This window comes from Lactococcus garvieae (assembly GCF_016027715.1).
In the GTDB taxonomy this organism is placed as follows: Bacteria; Bacillota; Bacilli; order Lactobacillales; family Streptococcaceae; genus Lactococcus; species Lactococcus garvieae_A.
On record NZ_CP065691.1, the window covers coordinates 1,527,456 to 1,545,580 of the forward strand.

At 37.8% G+C, this 18,125-nt stretch carries 15 protein-coding genes, 1 pseudogene and 1 riboswitch; of the genes and pseudogenes, 7 read left to right on the forward strand and 9 right to left on the reverse strand.

Going from position 1 to position 18,125, the window contains the following annotated elements; translation table 11 throughout:
- Positions 1-86: 86 nt before the first annotated feature.
- A pseudogene (locus I6G50_RS07665) lies at positions 87-734 on the forward strand (prepilin peptidase).
- Here the strand turns inward: I6G50_RS07665 and dinB are convergent.
- The 4 genes from dinB to I6G50_RS07685 form a co-directional block, all read right to left on the reverse strand.
- Positions 688-1,785, reverse strand: a complete 1,098-nt coding sequence (dinB, locus tag I6G50_RS07670) for a DNA polymerase IV (protein ID WP_197908416.1) — start codon at positions 1,783-1,785, stop codon at positions 688-690. The pseudogene I6G50_RS07665 and the gene dinB sit on opposite strands and share 47 nt — an antisense overlap.
- A 108-nt stretch (positions 1,786-1,893) precedes the next feature.
- A complete protein-coding gene (murC, locus tag I6G50_RS07675; protein ID WP_197908417.1) occupies positions 1,894-3,225 on the reverse strand; it encodes a UDP-N-acetylmuramate--L-alanine ligase in 1,332 nt (443 codons plus the stop codon).
- Between the two features lie 50 nt (positions 3,226-3,275).
- On the reverse strand, positions 3,276-3,905 hold the full coding sequence (locus tag I6G50_RS07680; RefSeq protein WP_003134799.1) for a hypothetical protein: 630 nt from the start codon (positions 3,903-3,905) through the stop codon (positions 3,276-3,278).
- A 132-nt stretch (positions 3,906-4,037) separates the two neighbouring features.
- A complete protein-coding gene (locus I6G50_RS07685; protein ID WP_042753088.1) occupies positions 4,038-7,148 on the reverse strand; it encodes a DEAD/DEAH box helicase in 3,111 nt (1,036 codons plus the stop codon).
- A gap of 538 nt (positions 7,149-7,686) precedes the next feature.
- Here I6G50_RS07685 and I6G50_RS07690 point away from each other — a divergent pair.
- Positions 7,687-9,024, forward strand: a complete 1,338-nt coding sequence (locus tag I6G50_RS07690) for an amino acid permease (protein WP_197908418.1) — start codon at positions 7,687-7,689, stop codon at positions 9,022-9,024.
- A 73-nt stretch (positions 9,025-9,097) separates the two neighbouring features.
- On the opposite strand, the gene I6G50_RS07695 is transcribed toward I6G50_RS07690, so the two are convergent.
- Both I6G50_RS07695 and I6G50_RS07700 read right to left on the reverse strand, forming a co-directional pair.
- Complete coding sequence (locus I6G50_RS07695) at positions 9,098-10,042, reverse strand: serine hydrolase domain-containing protein (RefSeq protein ID WP_197908419.1); 945 nt, start codon at positions 10,040-10,042, stop codon at positions 9,098-9,100.
- Positions 10,039-10,815, reverse strand: a complete 777-nt coding sequence (locus I6G50_RS07700) for a CppA C-terminal domain-containing protein (protein ID WP_197908420.1) — start codon at positions 10,813-10,815, stop codon at positions 10,039-10,041. Before I6G50_RS07700 ends, I6G50_RS07695 begins: the two co-directional genes overlap by 4 nt.
- Positions 10,816-10,892: 77 nt before the next feature.
- On the opposite strand from I6G50_RS07700, the gene I6G50_RS07705 reads away from it, so the two are divergent.
- From I6G50_RS07705 to I6G50_RS07720, 4 genes are all read left to right on the forward strand, one after another.
- Positions 10,893-11,681 carry a CPBP family intramembrane glutamic endopeptidase gene (locus tag I6G50_RS07705; RefSeq protein WP_197908421.1) on the forward strand — a complete coding sequence of 263 codons (789 nt, stop codon included), beginning with the start codon at positions 10,893-10,895 and terminating at the stop codon, positions 11,679-11,681.
- Positions 11,682-11,717: 36 nt separating this feature from the next.
- Positions 11,718-11,816: riboswitch (TPP riboswitch) on the forward strand.
- 56 nt (positions 11,817-11,872) lie between these two features.
- Positions 11,873-12,409: an energy-coupled thiamine transporter ThiT gene (gene thiT, locus I6G50_RS07710; RefSeq protein WP_197908422.1), complete on the forward strand. Its 537-nt coding sequence runs from the start codon at positions 11,873-11,875 to the stop codon at positions 12,407-12,409.
- A gap of 12 nt (positions 12,410-12,421) precedes the next feature.
- The gene (locus I6G50_RS07715) at positions 12,422-12,901 is read left to right on the forward strand and encodes an aminoacyl-tRNA deacylase (RefSeq protein ID WP_081168052.1); all 480 of its coding nucleotides are present in this window, start codon (positions 12,422-12,424) and stop codon (positions 12,899-12,901) included.
- A 109-nt stretch (positions 12,902-13,010) separates the two neighbouring features.
- Positions 13,011-13,367: a DUF3397 domain-containing protein gene (locus I6G50_RS07720; RefSeq protein ID WP_003134809.1), complete on the forward strand. Its 357-nt coding sequence runs from the start codon at positions 13,011-13,013 to the stop codon at positions 13,365-13,367.
- A gap of 70 nt (positions 13,368-13,437) precedes the next feature.
- Here I6G50_RS07720 and I6G50_RS07725 read toward each other — a convergent pair whose 3' ends face one another.
- Together I6G50_RS07725 and I6G50_RS07730 are read right to left on the reverse strand one after the other, a co-directional pair.
- The gene (locus tag I6G50_RS07725; protein WP_003133281.1) at positions 13,438-13,653 is read right to left on the reverse strand and encodes a YdbC family protein; all 216 of its coding nucleotides are present in this window, start codon (positions 13,651-13,653) and stop codon (positions 13,438-13,440) included.
- A gap of 49 nt (positions 13,654-13,702) precedes the next feature.
- Entirely contained in the window at positions 13,703-14,968 is a 1,266-nt protein-coding gene (locus I6G50_RS07730; protein ID WP_197908423.1) for a UDP-N-acetylglucosamine 1-carboxyvinyltransferase, read from the reverse strand.
- Positions 14,969-15,188: 220 nt separating this feature from the next.
- On the opposite strand from I6G50_RS07730, the gene I6G50_RS07735 reads away from it, so the two are divergent.
- Positions 15,189-15,905 (forward strand): hypothetical protein, encoded by a 717-nt coding sequence (locus I6G50_RS07735; RefSeq protein ID WP_197908424.1) that lies wholly within the window; start codon positions 15,189-15,191, stop codon positions 15,903-15,905.
- An 84-nt stretch (positions 15,906-15,989) separates the two neighbouring features.
- Here the strand turns inward: I6G50_RS07735 and I6G50_RS07740 are convergent, their stop codons facing one another.
- Entirely contained in the window at positions 15,990-18,083 is a 2,094-nt protein-coding gene (locus I6G50_RS07740) for an ABC transporter ATP-binding protein (protein WP_003134813.1), read from the reverse strand.
- Positions 18,084-18,125: the final 42 nt, after the last annotated feature.

An 18,125-nucleotide genomic window follows, 5' to 3' on the forward strand; every position in this document is an offset into this window, starting at 1 on the left:
ACAATTATATAAAAAAAAAGGTCAATTATAAAATATTCTGCTTAAGATTGTGAGTTTTTTCTCTTTTTTACGTCTGTATAAGTATGATGATATTTTTCTCTTTTCTTATAGGCTGTATATTTGGTTCTTTCCTTGGCGTCGTTTCTGACCGCTGGGGTTCAAAGGCTGCTATTATTTGGGGTCACTCGCATTGTAACAGCTGTAAAAGGCAATTAAGCTGAAGGCATTTAATCCCTCTCGTCTCACAAATTTTCTATAAAAGTCGTTGTGCATATTGTCAAGAAGCTTTTTCTTATAGTTATTTTTTCTTGGAATTTTTAACAGGTCTTTTATTTGTTGCAGCGCTTGATTTAAGTTTAGTGCGCTTCTTCACTCTACTTTTCAGTTTACTTCTGAGCAAATTTGATATTGACTCTTTCTCCTACCCTTTAAGCCTTGGGTTGTTTCTCTCCATTCTCTTTTTCTTGTGCTTTCCAGCTCATCTCTTGTCCTATTTTTGTCTTGCCCTAGCTTTTCTTGCTCATTTTTTCGATATTAATATCGGTGCTGGAGACTTTCTCTGGCTATTTCTGGCTTCCTTTTCCCTGTCACTCAATCAGATGCTTCACCTGCTTCAGATTGCAAGTTTTTGTGGTCTTTTCTTTCTGCTCATCAAAAAAGAAAGAAAGTTGCCTTTCATTCCTTTTCTTAGTCTTGCATATCTAATCGTAATTCTTCTACCCCAAATCCTGTAAGAGTGACCCCAAGTAGGCGTACCCCTAGAGTGTCATCATAGTCAATTTCTTCAAGTAAATCATGGGCCGTATGTGCTATATCGTCTGCTTTGCTTATCTTTTCGGCGAACTTCTTTCGCTTGGTTAACGTTCTAAAGTCGGAATAACGTAGTTTTAGAACCACCGTATCCCCGGTCAGCTGATGTTGGTTGAGATTCCTTGAAACGCGCTCGGACAGATTAGCTAGTTCTTGTTTGATATCCTCTATCTGATAAAGTAGTTTACCATAGGTTCTTTCTTTTCCTACGGACTTGCGTTGCCGACTGGTAACGACTGCTGAATCATGGATACCATTGGCTTTAAGAAAAAGATTCCAACCATATATACCAAAACGATCTGCTAAGTCTAAGGGGTCAGCTTTTTGAATATCTGCTCCTTTAAATATACCCATATCATGGAGTTTAGCTCCTGTTGCCTTGCCCACCCCGTGAAACTTTTCTACTGGAAGCTCAGCTAGAAATTCTTTCGCATCATCAGGCATAATCACCGTCAGTCCATGCGGTTTCTCATAGTCTGAAGCAATTTTTGCTAAAAATTTGTTATAAGAAACCCCAGCTGAACAAGTTAGACCAAGTTCCACATATATGTCATGCTGAATGAGTTTTGCTATCTTAATCGCACTTGTTGACCCTATTTTATTTTCTGTTACATCAAGATAAGCTTCATCAATAGAAGCTGCCTCAACCTCCTCTGTATAGCGGTTGAATATCTCACGAACTTGCTTGGATACTGCACGATACTTTTCATAGTTACCACTAATAAAAATGGCTTGTGGACATAAATCATAGGCTTCTTTAGCACTCATTGCTGAATGAATCCCAAAAACTCTCGCCTCATATGAACAGGTCGAGACAACACCACGTCCACCTGTTTCCATAGGATTTCGTGCTATCACAACTGGTTTTCCTTTTAGCTTAGGATTATCCCGAACTTCCACAGATGCAAAAAAGGCATCCATATCGATATGGATGATTTTGCGAGATGTATCATTGATCAGTGGGAAAGTTAACATATTTTTATTATATCATAGACATGTCTTAGGAACATGACATCCAAATCCAAATATAAATTCTTCAAACCAAAAAAACTTCCACGATATACGGAAGTTTTTTATCTAATCTTACAATGTATTTTTCGTCAATTGGCTGAGCAAATCTTCAAAGGCAGCTTCGTACTGTTGGATATTTCCAGCACCCATGAAGACATAAACACCACGATTGTGGTCCAAGAGTGGAGAAACATTGTCCACTGAAATTACACGTGCAGGTTTGCGGACCTTGTCAGCAAGGTCTTGCGCTGTAATTTCATGATGGTCAACTTCACGAGCTGAACCATAAATTTCTGCAAGATATACAGTGTCTGCTGAATCAAGGACTTGAGCAAATTCATCCGCGAAAGCTATCGTACGTGTGAATGTATGTGGTTGGAAGACTGCCACAATTTCACGGTCCGGATATTTTTGACGCGCCGCATCAATCGTTGCTTCGATTTCTGTTGGGTGATGTGCAAAATCATCAATGATAATTGTCTCACCAACTTTTTTCTCTGTAAAGCGGCGTTTAACGCCAGAGAAAGTTAAAAGGTGATCCGCAATATCATTCATATCCAAACCAAGTTGATGGGTTACACCAACCACAGCTAAAGCATTTGCAATGTTGTGCTTACCATAAGCAGGAACTACAAAGTGACCAATCTTTTCACCACGGAAATAAGCGTCAAATGATGAACCACGTGTAGAACGAATAATATCTTTTGCTTGATAATCGTCATTATCTTCAAAGCCATAATAGTAAATTGGTGTTTCAGCTGTAATTTTGCGCAAGTACTCATCTTCACCAAAAACAAAGATACCTTTTTTAATATTTTGAGCGTAATCTTGGAAAGCTGCAGCGACGTCTTCAATATTTTGGAAATAATCAGGGTGATCAAAGTCCACATTTGTGATAATCGTATATTCTGGATGATAAGGCATGAAATGACGTTCATATTCATCAGATTCAAAAACAAAATATTCGCTGTCAGCATTACCTCGACCAGTACCATCACCAATCAGATAAGACGTATCCACCGCATTTTTCATCACATGAGCAAGAATACCTGTAGTGGAAGTTTTCCCATGTGCTCCAGCCACACCTACACTGATAAAGTCTTCCATGAAATGTCCAAGGAATTCATGGTAGCGTTTGAAAGCAAAACCATTTTTTTCAGCAAATGCTACTTCGACATTGTTATCCGTACGGAAAGCATTTCCGACAATTAATTCAACATTTGGCGTAATATTTTTTTCATCAAAGGGAAGAATAGAAATTCCTACTTCTTCAAGACCACGCTGTGTAAAATAGTAATCTGTCGTATCTGACCCCTGAACTTTTTTACCCATTTGGTGGAGCATGAGAGCGAGCGCACTCATCCCTGCACCTTTAATTCCGATAAAATGATATACTTTTTCCATGATAAATAAGAAATTTCAGTCGGAACTGAAATCTTTTCTCCTTCTTTTATTTAAAATCCGCGGTCAAATAAGTTCTTGCGTTTGTTATCAAAATACTCATTTTTAACAGTTTTATTTTTATCTTCTGTTTTTTGTGGTGAACCTGAAATAACTGCTTCATCAAGGTTCAAACCGCGTTTTTTCATATCCCGAATAGGATTATTGTTTACTGGACGTCTCGGAGACATCGGTTTTTGTTCGATAGATTTTTTCTCACCAGTGGGTGGTTTAGCTGCACTAAGAACAGCTGATGAACGACGCATAGAGAAATCATCTTTATCACGTTCTAAAGGATGAACATAATCCTTTGGACGTTTGGGAAGCACTGCAGCTTCTCTTTTTGCTTTTTCTTTTGACTCATCAACACTCGTTTTTTTAGGCATTTTATCAAAAGAGCTATAACCACTATGGTTGCTGTTCAATGGACGATGTTGTGTACTGTAGCTGACTTTCGTTTTGACCGGCTTATAAACATCTGAACGTTTTTTATCAGACATTTGAACATTACTAAAAGAAGCCTCGTCTTGCTGACTAGGATTTTTAGTAATCAACTGCGTATTAGTCATGATGACACGTGTGTCTTTTTCAAGCATTTCATCATCGCCGATGATTGGAAATACGACTCTTCTTCCTTCGTTCATTGCTTGCCCTACTTATTTTTTTGTTAGTCTTGAAATTTTTCCTTACTTATATTAAAAAGTTTATTTTTTCTTATCTTTTTCTTAGGTAAGTACTTTAGTACTATTATATCGCATTTTCATTGATTTTTAAAGTTATAGTCCTAAAATTTCTCGGATTTCTGACTCGCTGAGCGTCTTATCAATCACATCTCCATCCAAAACATTGGCAATCAAATCTTTTTTACGTTCTTGTATTTCCATAATTTTTTCTTCAATTGTGCCTTGTGTAATCAAACGTATGACTTCTACAGTGCTCTTTTGCCCCATTCGGTGAGCACGGGCAATGGCTTGTTCTTCCACAGCTGGATTCCACCATAAGTCTACCAGAATAACCACATCGGCACTGGTCAGATTAAGTCCGACGCCGCCAGCTTTAAGGGAAATAAGGAAAGCATCACGGCTTCCTGCATTGAAAGCCTGTACCATTTCTAGACGCTCTTTAACAGGTGTTGAACCTGTCAATTTATACGAGGTTAAGTCCAGTTTTTCCATTGCCGCTTCGATATATGGAAAGGTTTTTGTAAATTGTGAAAAGATAAGTGGACGATGGCCTGATTCTTTCACTTGCTCCAAAAGCTCCATTAAACTATCAAGCTTACCAGAGCCGCCTTCATAATTATCCATGAAAAGCGCTGGTGTATTACAAATTTGGCGTAGTCGCGTAATGCCGGCAAGTATTTCGATACGTGATTTTTTTAGACTTGCACTATCCATTTGACGGACAGACTGTTGCATTAACTCTAACTGAGCTAAATAAATCAGTTTTTGCTCTTCCACCATATTATTACGCAAAGTCATTTCCATCTTATCCGGTAATTCCGTCAAGACTTCTTCTTTTTTACGGCGCATGATGAAGGGATGTATAATACGAGCAATAACTTCGGGTGCCATTTTATTGAAGGTTTCACGTTTCGGTAAGAAGCCAGGCATAACAACTTGGAAAATTGCCCAGATTTCTTCTAAGCGATTTTCCAGTGGTGTGCCAGACAAGGCAAAAGTATGTTCCACATCTAATTGACTGAGTGCTCTGTTTGTCTTGCTGCTATAGTTTTTAACAGCTTGCGCTTCATCAAGAAGCAGATAATTAAGTTTTTTAGCTTGATAGTCATCAAAGTCTTTAAGGAAACTTCCATAGCTTGTGATATATACTTGATGATTGCCCTGAATCAAAGCATCGCGCTCCGCTTTCATACCATCTACAACAACAAAGTCAATTGTGTCTGTAAATTGTTCAAATTCACTGGCCCAGTTATAAATCAAACTTGCTGGGGCCGTAACCAAAGCAGCTTCACCTTCTTTCAAGTTAGAAAGGAGATAAGTAATCGCTTGAACTGTTTTTCCTAGCCCCATATCATCGGCTAACACACCACCTAAGTGATAGTGTGTTAACATCGACATCCACCGCACACCAGTTTCTTGATAACTACGTAAATCAGCTTTGATGTGCTCGGGTTTTTCATAAGGATATGTCTCAGGATCCGTCAAGTGACTATAAAATTCCTTGAATTCAGCCGAAAAGTTACTACTGGAAATATTTTCAAAAATTTTGGAAACCTGAAAACTACGTGTTACATTGACTTCTAAGCTCGTCCCCGTAATAGTAAAATTATCATCCAGTTCACGCAAAGCAGACTTCAATTCACTAAACTTCTGGTCAAAGATGAATAATTTACCATTTTCACTCACATAGTATTCTGCGTTATTCTGCAGCTGTGCGATGACATTCGCAAACTCATTTTCACCAATACTTGGCATTTCAAAAGCAATGTCAAGCAAACCGCCACGACGGTCAATCATAATTTCAGGTACTTCGTCCACCTTCATGTCCATCAAGCCAGGTGAGAGTTTAATTTGACCTAATTTTTGAAATTGTGGCAGGATTTTGATAAAGAAAGTCTCTGCAAATTGTGTAGAGAGGGTCACTGTACTGGTAAAAGATCGCGCAAAGCCAAAGCGTGACATGAGGGTAAATATCTTATTTTCGAGGCGTAAATCACGTGAAAATTCAAGGGTTTCTAGCTCATGAAAATGTTCAATTTTAAAGTTACCATAATCAAACTGAACAGACAGCTCAATACTTTGGCCATCTGGATTCGCAAAATTGAAAATAGGTGTAAAAGGTCGTATAACAAAATTTTCTGGCGCCTCTATCTGTCCTAGAGTTGAGAGTTGCTGCAGGGCTTGAGCAACTTTATCCTTGTCCGTATACGAAAATTGATTGTGTTTTTTCTCTTCAAGTTCTTTTTGAACCAGTTGTAAAAGGCGTTTTTGCTCATGATCAACTTTATAGAAAACATTATGATGATACAAAAGCGAGCCACTGTAGAATGCACTAAAAGATTTATCTTCGATTTTTAATTCAATAAAATCCCTTTGGCTTTTCACTGTGAACTTGAAAATTTCCGAATCCTTATCTAGAGGAACAAAAGTAAAGTAGTTGACCAGACTGCCTGATAATCTCAGACTAAAGCGTGCGAGATTTGAAGCCAGGTCCATCGCTTCTTCGATAAAAAGATAAGGGAAGTTGAGATAACGTCCGTTTTTAATGTAGAGCTGATTCGCCATCTGCGCATCCAACTTACCATGGATTTTAAGTAAAAAGTTCAAAAAATCCTGACTGGCTTCATCAAAGTTATCAAAAAAGAGATCAACATAGTGCAATGCTCCGAGAGAATACTGACCAAAGTTTTGGAGCGTTCGCAAAAAATAAGGAATATCTTTGATAACATAAGCTCTGCCTAAGCGTTCACTATATAAACGCAAATCAAAATACATGAAATAATCCATAGAAAAGACATCATAGAGTTGTGCATTATCTTCAATGTGTGCTTCTATAGAAAACTGCTCTGTGCCAAAATTGACCTGTGCTTCACCATTTAAGGCATCCAAAAAAGTAGCATTGGCAGCCAACTCATCATTTGCTACTAATTCTATTTTTTCAATATTTTTCTTTTCTTCTTCGCCTTCTTTGACTTCATTTTTCAAGTACTCTTCCACTGCAGCAATATGCTTGCAATAGCGATGATTACGCTGAAATTCTGCGCACGAACAGTAATCTTGTGCACCATCCATATCATAAATTACTTGCTCTCCCTCAACTTCTGCGGAAAGCTTAAAATCTTCTATTGACGGATCAATTAAAAGTCCCTGACTATACAGGGCAATTCCTTCACTGCGCACGCGCGCTGGCATCATTCTGCTCATTTTATTTCTATCCCATTTTGATGCCTTCTTGCATCAACTCTCCGTCCGATAATTCTTAATAATTCCTATTAAAATGTGCATATATTATACCATATTTTGCTAGCTTTTTCACGATGTTCTCAATAAAAAGAACTTTAAATTTTATAATTCAAAGTTCTTCTTTACAAGAAGGCCCTACTGGATACTTATTTTTATCGTAAAAAAGTGATTTTTAAAATATTTATTCTCTCGCCCTTAATAAAATTTTCAGTTTTTCTATTTTTATTTTTTCTAATTTGTATAAAAATTTGAATTTTTGCATTTTTTATATTATACTTTACACTATTAAAATAAAGAGGTCCCAAAATGACAAACATCTATCACACAGTCTTGTTGTTGATAATGGACTTACACTAAATTGCCCTAAAGCAAAGTGTAAGTCCTCTTTGACGTTAGTCAAGCATGGGACAACAAGGTGTCCCATGGACATCTTTTTTTAATTTATTTTACTGCTCATTATTTACTCAAAATGAGCAGATAAAACGAAAGGAACTTATAATTGGAAAATAACCAAAATTTACAAAAAAGAATGGCTACACGCCATATCACTATGATTGCTTTGGGAGGAGCAATCGGCGCTGGGCTTTTTAAAGGGAGCGCTTCTGCTCTTGAACTTGCTGGACCTTCGGTCTTACTTTCTTATTTTATCGGAGGTGTGGTTTTATTCTTTGTAATGAAGAGCTTAGAAAAATTAGTCCTTCATTCTAATGAACCTCATGGTTTAGCAGGCCTAGTTCAGCCTTATCTTGGTAATCATGCTGCCGACTTTACGGACTGGCTTTATTGGTCAATGTGGATGATTAATATTATTGCCGAAGCTGTTGCTGCTGCCAGTTTTATTCAGCTCTGGTTTCCCAACATCCCTTCATGGTTTTTTGTATTGCTCATTGCGGTCCTAACCTCTCTTATCAATTTACTTTCTGTAACTTTCTTTGCCGAAACAGAATACTGGCTAGCGTTTATTAAAATCAGTGTTATTATTCTTCTCATTATTTTTGGTGTAATCTTAGTTGCCCAAAATATTTTTAATACAAACCTCGCTACTGCTTTCTCTGGGTTGACAAAATATGGCGGATTCGCCCCACATGGCCTAAAGGGTGTCGTTAACTCTTTACTCATCGTCATCTATTCTTATGGCGGATCTGAATTAATCGCCATTACCGTCAGCGAAACTGAGAATCCTAAAACAGCAATCCCAAGAGCTATCCGTGGCGTAATCGGTCGTATTATCTCGTTTTACATTGTCCCAATGTTCTTATTACTGCTTATCTATAACTGGAATGATTTGGCAACTTCATCAATGAGCCCATTTGTTATGGTCTTTAATAAAATGCATGTTCCTTTTGCTGCAGATATCATTAACTTTATTATTATTTTAGCTCTGTTTTCTTCAATCAATTCAGGAATCTACGCTTCTTCAAGAATTCTCTTTTTCCGTTTGAAAAATCACAAAGGAAAATTTTCTAATAAAATTGCTACGCTAAATAAGAGTAAAGTTCCACAAAGAGCCGTTCTTTTCTGCTCAGGAACCCTTTATATTGGTGTTGTTCTATCTTATTTCCTTGGAGATAGTTTGTTCAATTACTTGGCTGGCTCTTTATCTTATACTGTACTGCTCGTTTGGTTCTTGATTAGTCTTGCTGGCTTTTTACTGGCTCGTAAGACAAAAGCCTTTGCTACGCTAAGCATGAGTCTTTTTGCTTTGCTTGCTCTTATACTTATCTTCATCGGCATCCTCGCTACCAATGCTATAGGAGTATCTATCTTTACTGTGATTCTTTATTTCATTATATTTATCAGTTACCGTAAGAAAAATGACGAACTGCCTCATACATAAACACTAAAACATCTCCTTCCATTTGGGAAGGAGATGTTTTTATATTTTTTTCCACTAAAAAAGCTAACAGACGTTAGCTTAAATTCTCAATAAGTTTTTCGATCAGTACATCTCTATCAGCAATCCATTGTGCACGATCATCTTTAAGATAAACTCGATTTGATAAGAAAATAACCGCTTTTTGCGTTTGTAAATTCATCAAGATAAACGTTCCTGTATAGCCGGTATGAAGCAGCCATTGGTTATGAATAAAGTCCCACGCTAAGCTTCGCGGACGATTTCCAGAAGCAAAGTTTTTTTGTAACTCCAAATATTTTTCATCTGCAAAGTAAGCTTGAACAAACTTTACAAGATCACTCATGGGAGCAAAAAGACCTGCTGATCCACAATGTACGCCAAGAACTTTCGCCTTCGGATCATGCACTGTACCTGCTTTCATGTCTGAACGAGTAGGAACAGCATTTGTCACAGGTCCAAAGGAAGTCTCTGACATACCCCATCTCTCAAAAACCTGTTCTTCAAAGACTTTGTCTAAGGACTTATCATAGAACCTCTCAAGCATAAAGCCCAACAAAATAAAGTTAATATCTGTATAGTGGCAAGTTTTATCCTCGGTTACTACGATGTTATCAATCGCTGACTTTAGATGAGAAAAATCTAGATTATCCCGGTTCTCGATAAAGGGGTTAATCCCTGTTGTATGCGTGAGTAACTGGCGTAAAGTAATCGAATCATCATGAAAATCAGGATAATACTGTGTAAAAGGGGCATCGATATCTAGCTTCCCCTCCAAAACCAGGTTGATTACAGCCGTTCCTGTCCCAACAACCTTGGAAACAGAGGCCAAATCCCATTTTTTATCTGCTACTAATGGTTTTATTTGGGGGATAGTTTCTTGATTGCCAAAACTGAATTCTTGAACTTTCCCACCCTCCAAGACAGAAAACTGACATCCAGGAAAGATTGAGTGGTTAATATATTCATCAATCTTCGCTAAAAATTCTTTTTCTTTTTTCATAAGCCTTGTTTTGTGAACCAGAGTTCCATATGATGAGGAATATCAATAGCAAGCGTTTTTGCTCTTTTATCTAGATACAGTTTATCTGTTGACAGATTCTCTGCAAATTGAGCCAAATCAAAACTTTGAGAAACTTGGAAACGTAGCAGCATTAAATCCAATTTTTCATCCATAGCAGCTGTTAAATCATCACCTTCTGCTAGACAAAAAACTAGACGCAAATCATGAAGATCTAAGATATTATTCTCTGCTTTCAAACCTAAAATCTTTTCATATTCGCCAATCACTGATTTTTCGGCTATATTAATTTGCACCTCTTTGATTGTGAAATCAGAAAGTCCAAGACATTCGCCTTCGTCGAAATCAACTTCAACTTTGCTTACCTCGGTCAAATCTGACCAGTCGTCTACCGATACCATTAGAAAAACATCGTTTTCTGGTGACACAGCTTCAAAAGCCCAGCTATCTTTCACTTGATAGATATGGGCAACTCTGTCTATATTATGAGCCAAAAGTTGCTCAATCTCATCTTCTTCTGCTTTAATAACCGTACGACCATGCTTTTTCACGCCTTGAACAGAAGCCACACCAGGAGATTCCTCCAGTATAAGTCTTGGTTCTTTTGCTTCATGCCCTGCCAGAAAAACTTCAGCATTTTCTTCGTGAAGGACCTTCAAGCCTAAAACTTCACGATAAAAATCTAAATTTTCTTCACGGTTCAATACGCGATATCCTGGTAAGCAAATTTCTAAATTGTCTATGAATTCTTTCATTCTGATTCTCCATTTATCTTATTATATTTTATTAAAACTTATGCAATTTATCAATGATTATATGTTAAAATTATTCTATGACTAAATTTCGTGACCTTTTTAAAAAACCTTGGACTTGGACTATCCTCCCTGCCTTCCTCTTTGCGCTTCCTTTTTCTTTAAGCGGAAGCTGGATCCAATGGCTAATGCTTGGGGCTATACTTTATATGATTAGTTTGCTTTTTGTCTATAAAAAAGCCAGCTGGTTAGCTCTGTTTGCCCTTTCCTTGCTGCCAACCTTTACTACAACACTTATTAGCCAACTTCACTCTGGCAAAGCTTTTTCTTCGCTTGATAAAGGCATCTTCTTTGTTGTCTTCTTTATTTCTTTGGGTTTTTCTTACTTTATCGCCCGTCGCAGAAAAGTTATCCCACCCATTGCTATTAAACAGTTTCCTCTTGGGAAAATTTTCTTAGGTTTTGGCTCTCTCTTTCTTGTGTCACTCCTTGTTAATATTTTAGCTCAAGTTCTTGGCCTACAGGCGAGCACTGAAAACCAAGAAGCACTGAATAGTTTAGCACAAGTTATTCCTCTAGGTATCTTTGCGGTTCAAACTATCTTTGCTGGCTTTTTCGAAGAGTTGACTTATCGCGTGGGGCCTTTTGAAATTCTTTTTGAAAAGCATAAAATTCTTGCCTTTATTACTGCTGCATTTCTTTTCGCTGGTATGCACAGTCCAACAGATTTATACAGTTGGCTTGTCTATGGTTCGATGAGTTTGGTTCTTACTGGTTTTTACTTCAAATACCGTAATTTCTATCTCAACATGGCTATCCATATGGCTTGGAATTTTCTCGGTATAAGTATGACATTTTTGCTAAAATAAACACATTATGATATATTTGATAATGTAAAATTAATAAATTTGCACAATGGGTGCTCTTAGAAAAGCTAAGGGCTGAGAAACACCATTTGACCTGATCTGGCTAGTACCAGCGTAGGAATGTGTTTGTACTCAGGGAGTTTTTTCCTGATTCTCTTTAACCCTCCTTTGTGCCAACAAAAGGAGATTTTTTTATGTCTAATTCTAAGGTTTTAGAACTCACCGAAACTGCTATTGCAGCAGCTTTAGCTCTTGTCTTGAGTTTTATTTCGATCAATTATGCTCAGGTCTTTTACCTTGAGCTTGCAGTCATCCCACTACTCGTTTTAGCTTTACGTCGTGGGGTACTCTGGGGTATGTCTGGCGGACTTGTCTTTGGTTTGCTCTTAATCGTTTTAGGACAAGCAACTGTGCTCACTCCGGTTCAGACCATCCTAGAGTATATCGTTGCCCCTGTTTCTCTTGGCTTGGCGGGTTTGTTAAGACAAAAAGATTCAAGCCACTCAAAAACTATCTTAGCTGCTGTTTTTCTTGGAGTGCTTATTAAATACTTTTGGCATTTTATTGCTGGAGTAATTTTCTGGGGACAGTATGCTTGGGAAGGCTGGGGAGCCATCCCGTATTCCCTCGTTGCGAATGGTGTCAGTGGACTGGCAACGGCCATTCTTGCAGCTCTTGTTCTCCTTATTATTGCTAAAAGTGCACCCCAAATTTTCCAAGGAAAAAAGTGATATAATGTAGTCATGAGCAAGAAAAAGAAACTGAAGAAAACACTGGTTGAGCAAATTTTGGACAAAGAACTCATCAATCATGAAGCTCTTGCCATTAACGCTTTGGAAGAAAAGCTCCTTCCAGATGACATCCAACGCAGTGATATTTATAAAACATTAGCACTTATAGGCGATAAGAGCGGACCTCTTATTGGTATCATCCCTTTAACTGAGCACTTGGCTGAAAAAAAATTAGCTAAAGTTTCAGGTAATAAAAAAGTACACATGATACCCCAAAAAGAGTTACAAAAAACAACAGGGTATATCCACGGTGCGAATAATCCTGTTGGGATTTGGCAAACAAAAAAATTCCCTATCTATATTGATGAAATAGCTCTTAAAGCTGATAAAATCATTGTTTCTGCTGGTGAACTTGGGCGTTCTGTACGACTCAATCCCAAAGATTTAGCTGATTTTGTCCATGCCCAGTTTGTTGATATTCGTGAGTTTTAAAAGAAAGAGAAAAAGATAAAAGCGTCTTTTCTCTTTCTTTTTACTTTTAAGACCCTGTATCTCTCAAATAATACTTTACAAAACAGTCTAAAACCGCTAAAATTAAGCTATGTTACCTAAGATTATTGCCACTTTGTATCCGCTTATCACCTGGCTTATATTGGTTTTTGCTTTTAAATTTCTACGTATTCGCCACCTGACACATCGTAAACTTCTCATTCCTGATGTCTATATCTTATTCTTGATTTATGGGCTCCATCTTTTTTCAGAGCAACTCACTGCTGTAAATATCTTGCCTTACTATTTTCTCATTATTTCAGTCCTAGCTCTAATTTTACTGCTGCTTGACTTATTTTACTATAAGGCTTTCTCCTATAAACGCTTTTTCAAGCTTTTTTGGCGAATCACTTTTGTAATTACTCTAGCGCTTTATGTTGCCATGATTGTCATGATATATCTGCGTTAAAAAAATCATTTTTATGATTTTTCTTTTTATATAAGCTCAATATAAATAAAAAAACAGCACGTGCTGTTTTTTATTTATTTCCGAGTTCTTTTAGGAGAACCGCAAATTCTTCATCCGTCAAAGTAATTCCTTTACCCATCTTTTCATGATCTGGGGACCACTGACGAAGATCATATTTTGCCTCCATACCATTCCAAGAGACACGGTTAAGCTCCTTCGTCCAGCCCTTAGCGTTCTCGGATAGCGTAATGAGATGTTCTTCAATTTCAAATTTTAAATCAGCCATATTTACCTCCTGTATTAGTTAGTACGTAAAAGCTCTTTGTGTTTCACCCTTACTCTTCAACAAGCTTGATATCTATACCTAAGCTGGTCATTTTCTCAATGATATTATCATAACCACGGAGAATAAACTCAATATTCTCAATCGTTGTCTTACCTTCTGCAATAACACCCGCTAAGACTAGCCCAGCACCTGCACGCAAATCTGTAGCTCGAACATGCGCACCTCTCAACTTATTAGGCGCTTCATAAATTATATGATCATCTACCGTTGAAATTTTTGCACCCATGCGGGCCATTTCAGGAACATGATTCACACGTTTTTCGTAGATTGTATCCATAATCCAGCCACGACCTTGTGCCTGAAGTAAAAGCGGAGTAATCGGCTGTTGTAAATCTGTAGCGAAGCCTGGATAAGGCACTGTTTTTATATTGATGGCTTTTAGATTTTCGGAACGATGAACTTCTATTGAGTCTTCTCGAATCGTCATTCTTACACCCATTTCTTCTAATTTAGAAATGAAAGATTCGAGGTGCTCATAAATCACGTTGTCCACAATTACACCGTCACCTATAGCTGCAGCTAAGGCTAGATAAGTTCCAGCTTCTATACGGTCTGGTATAACCGTATGATGCGCGCCGTGCATTTCTGGCTTACCTGTAATACGTATAACATCTGTGCCAGCACCACGAACTTTCGCCCCCATATTATTAAGCAGAGTAGCCACATCAATAATTTCGGGTTCACGTGCAGCATTTTCGATAATCGTCACACCCTCTGCGGTACTTGCCGCAAGCATGGTATTGATTGTTGCTCCCACTGACACCATGTCCATATAGATAGTAGAGCCACGCAACTTCTCTTCTTTGGCTTCCAAATGCATTGCATCTTCTAGGTAAGAAAGTTCTGCTCCGAGTGCTTCAAAAGCCTTTATATGGAGATCCATTGGACGTGGACCCAAGTCGCAACCACCAGGTAAGCCTACCGTTGACTTCCCAAAACGACCCAATAAAGCTCCGTTAAAATAATAAGAAGCACGCAAAGAATTTATCTTTCCATAAGGCAATGGTTTGGAAACCACTTCACGTGTATCAATCGTTAAAATACCAGCAGCAATATCTCGTTGGATTTTTGCTCCCATGATTTCCATGATCTCTACTAAACTAGCGACATCAGAGATGTCAGGCACACCTTCAAGTGTAACAACATCATTGGCTAAGATTGTTGCTGGGATAAGAGCAACTACACTATTTTTCGCCCCAGAAATTGTTACCTTACCCGAGATGCTTTTACCACCATTAATTACTATTTTTTTCATAAATTATACTCTATCACTATTATTGTTTTATTTGAAACATGGAATACATGTACCCTTTATTTTACCATTTTTCCCTTATTTTGAATAGATGAAGATATCCTTTTTTCTTTAAGTAGGACTGTTTAATTTTTACCAAAAAGTCTTTTTGTATATTATTGTCTATCATTAGAAAAAAATGATAATATAGCATTAAAGACAAAAATAAAGAAAGTGATAAACGATGAATTTCTCACTCAAAACTTCTTTCATCCCAAATAAAAATAAATCCAACTATTTCAAAGCTAATTATTTTTTTAACATCAACAAAGACATGCTTAACCACCTAAAACGAGCGGGCTTGCCAACTACGCCCTCTTTACAGGATACAGACTATTTAAACTATAATAAAATCATCAATGCCGACGGTCAATGGATTGGTATGAGCTCAGATTTACTGCCAAAAAGTCAAAGTTATTCACTCAAAAACAAGAGCTTGAAACTTGAGGGATACAAATTTGAAGGCTGGGCAAAAGTACGCAATCGCCATAATGTACTCGCTCATCCTCAATCCTCAGAGCAGGCACAACTTTATGCGGGACCAAGCTCGGTTATCCATCGAACCAGAGTGTATAACCCAAGTTTTCTTTGGAAGCCACAGGAGAACCATAAATTTGATCCTATTGGACAAATTTATGACTTCCATGCTCAATGGACACCCATAAAATACGCCATAAGCTATAGTGCACGAACCATCTGGGATGAGCCATTAGATTGGACGCACCCTAAGGGTATCCGTAGTATTGAACAAGGCTATATCTCTCAAGCCAAAGCTAAACTGCCATACTATCAGTTCGTGGGCTGGAAAGTTGACGATGAGCCTCTGAGTAAGGAACAGCTTATTATCCCTTCGGGTATCGGATCAGTGGAGATAGTAGCCATCTTTGAACAAGCCTCATAATAATAATTTTTCACTCTCCCTTTAGAAGAAAAAAACGTTTGTACTTTTAGTACAAGCGTTTTTTCTTCCGTTCTTTTTGAAATTTTATTCAAAGACAAACTGATTGTGATAAAGTTCAGAATAGAAGCCACCAAGATTTACTAGTTCATTGTGGTTTCCTTCTTCAATAACTTCACCGTCCTTAAGGACAACGATTTTATCCGCATTAAGAATTGTTTTCAAACGATGCGCAATAACAAATGATGTACGACCAGCAATCGCTGCTTCCATAGCCATCTGAATTTGTTCTTCGGTTACCGTATCAACATTCGATGTTGCTTCATCAAGGATAAGTAATTCGGGATTTGTCAAGATTGTACGTGCAATCGAGATTTGTTGTTTTTGACCCACTGAGAAGACATTGTCATCATCATCCACCTGTGTTTCATAACCATCTGGCAAACTCTCGATAAATTCATGAATATGCGTGGTTTTTGCTACTGTGATGATTTCATCCATAGTGGCATCTTTTTTACCAAATTTGATATTGTCTGCAATTGTACCTGAGAAAAGAACGGACTCTTGTAAAACAATACCTACTTTTGAACGTAAAGAGTCCAAATCAAATTCACGGATATCCGTACCATCAAACTTGATACCACCTTTGTCCACATCATAGAAACGGTTCATGAGATTCATGACGGTTGTTTTACCTGATCCAGTTGGACCAACTAAGGCAACCATTTGGCCTTTTTCTACATTGATGTTGACATCTTTAAGGACAGGTTTTCCTGGAAGATAGCTAAAGTCAATATCCTCAATATGTACACCTTTAGTAATGCTTTCAAAAGGTTTTCCATTTTCAGGACGTACTTCTTCTTTTTCATCAAACATAACATTCAAACGTGTTGCTCCCGTGATGGCGAGTTGCAATTGACCGAATGATGATGAAATTTGCATGATTGGATTGTAATATTGTTGAGCATATTGGATAAATGTAGCAAGCAAACCAAAGGCTGCTGCTGTTGACAATGACGCATCATTGAGGAGAATATTTGCTCCTGCAAAGATAACTAATGCTAATGTCACAAGAGAGAAACCATTCATCAATGGGAAAATCATACCTGACCAAGCTTGCGCGGCAAAAGTTGTTTTACGAACTTTGTCATTACGTACTTCAAACCCTTCAATAGCCTCAGCTTGAAGACCCTCAACGATAATCGCTTTTTGACCAGAGATTTTCTCATCCATATAAGCGTTAAGCTCACCAACTTCTTTTTGCTGTCTGTCAGTATACTTTTTAGCTTGAACGATAATAATCACAGCACAGAGAACAGCGACAGGTGTTGTCGAGATTGTGACTAAAGCCATTTTGACATTTTGGTCAAAAATCATGTACAAAATCCCGATAAAGAGTGCAAAGTTAGTTGTTACATTGACTGCTGCTTGGTTCAAAGTATTTTGAATGTTATCCAAGTCAGATGTAAAACGTGCGAGAATATCGCCATCTGCATGACGGTCAAAGTAAGAAATTGTTAGACGTTCCAACTTACCGAAAAGGCCTTTACGCATACGGTTTGTTGAGTGTGCAACAATACGTGTGAAAAGCAAGCTATAAATAAGTTGAGCAATACCTGTCATGACATAAAATGCAAGAAGCATCCACATTGAACGCATGAAATCAGCTTTGCTTGGCGCTTGTGAAGTTGCAACCTTCATCAAATCAGAAATAGACTGACCATTCAGACTCGCACGAATCGCTTCTGGAACATTCGCATCTGTCAATTGGTGCCAATCTGTTGGTATTTTAGCCATCGCTTGGAGGCTATCAATAGTCGTACCTGATGGTAAGTTTGAAGTTACTGCTGCAGGTACATTTGCAGATGTCAGACTGTGCCAATCCACAACCTGTCCGGCTGCTTGCGACATCTGACTCGCAATTTGTTGCAAGGCATCTTGAGCTTGACTAGAGCCAGCTGCAATCTGTTGCAATCCTTTCACCGCATCTCCTGCATGTTGATGACTAAAGTAGTCTCCAACATAAGTCGAAAGGTGTGTAATAGAATCCCCAAGAAGGACAGGTGCTTTAACTTGCAGATAAGTAGCCGCAATGATAAATATCGCAATCACTAGGAATTGTAATTTATATTTTTTGAAGTAGAGATAGAAGAACTTCAATGCACGAGATGTATCATTCATAATCTTTTTTCATTTTCCTGTTTTCAACCAATATTTTAAGGT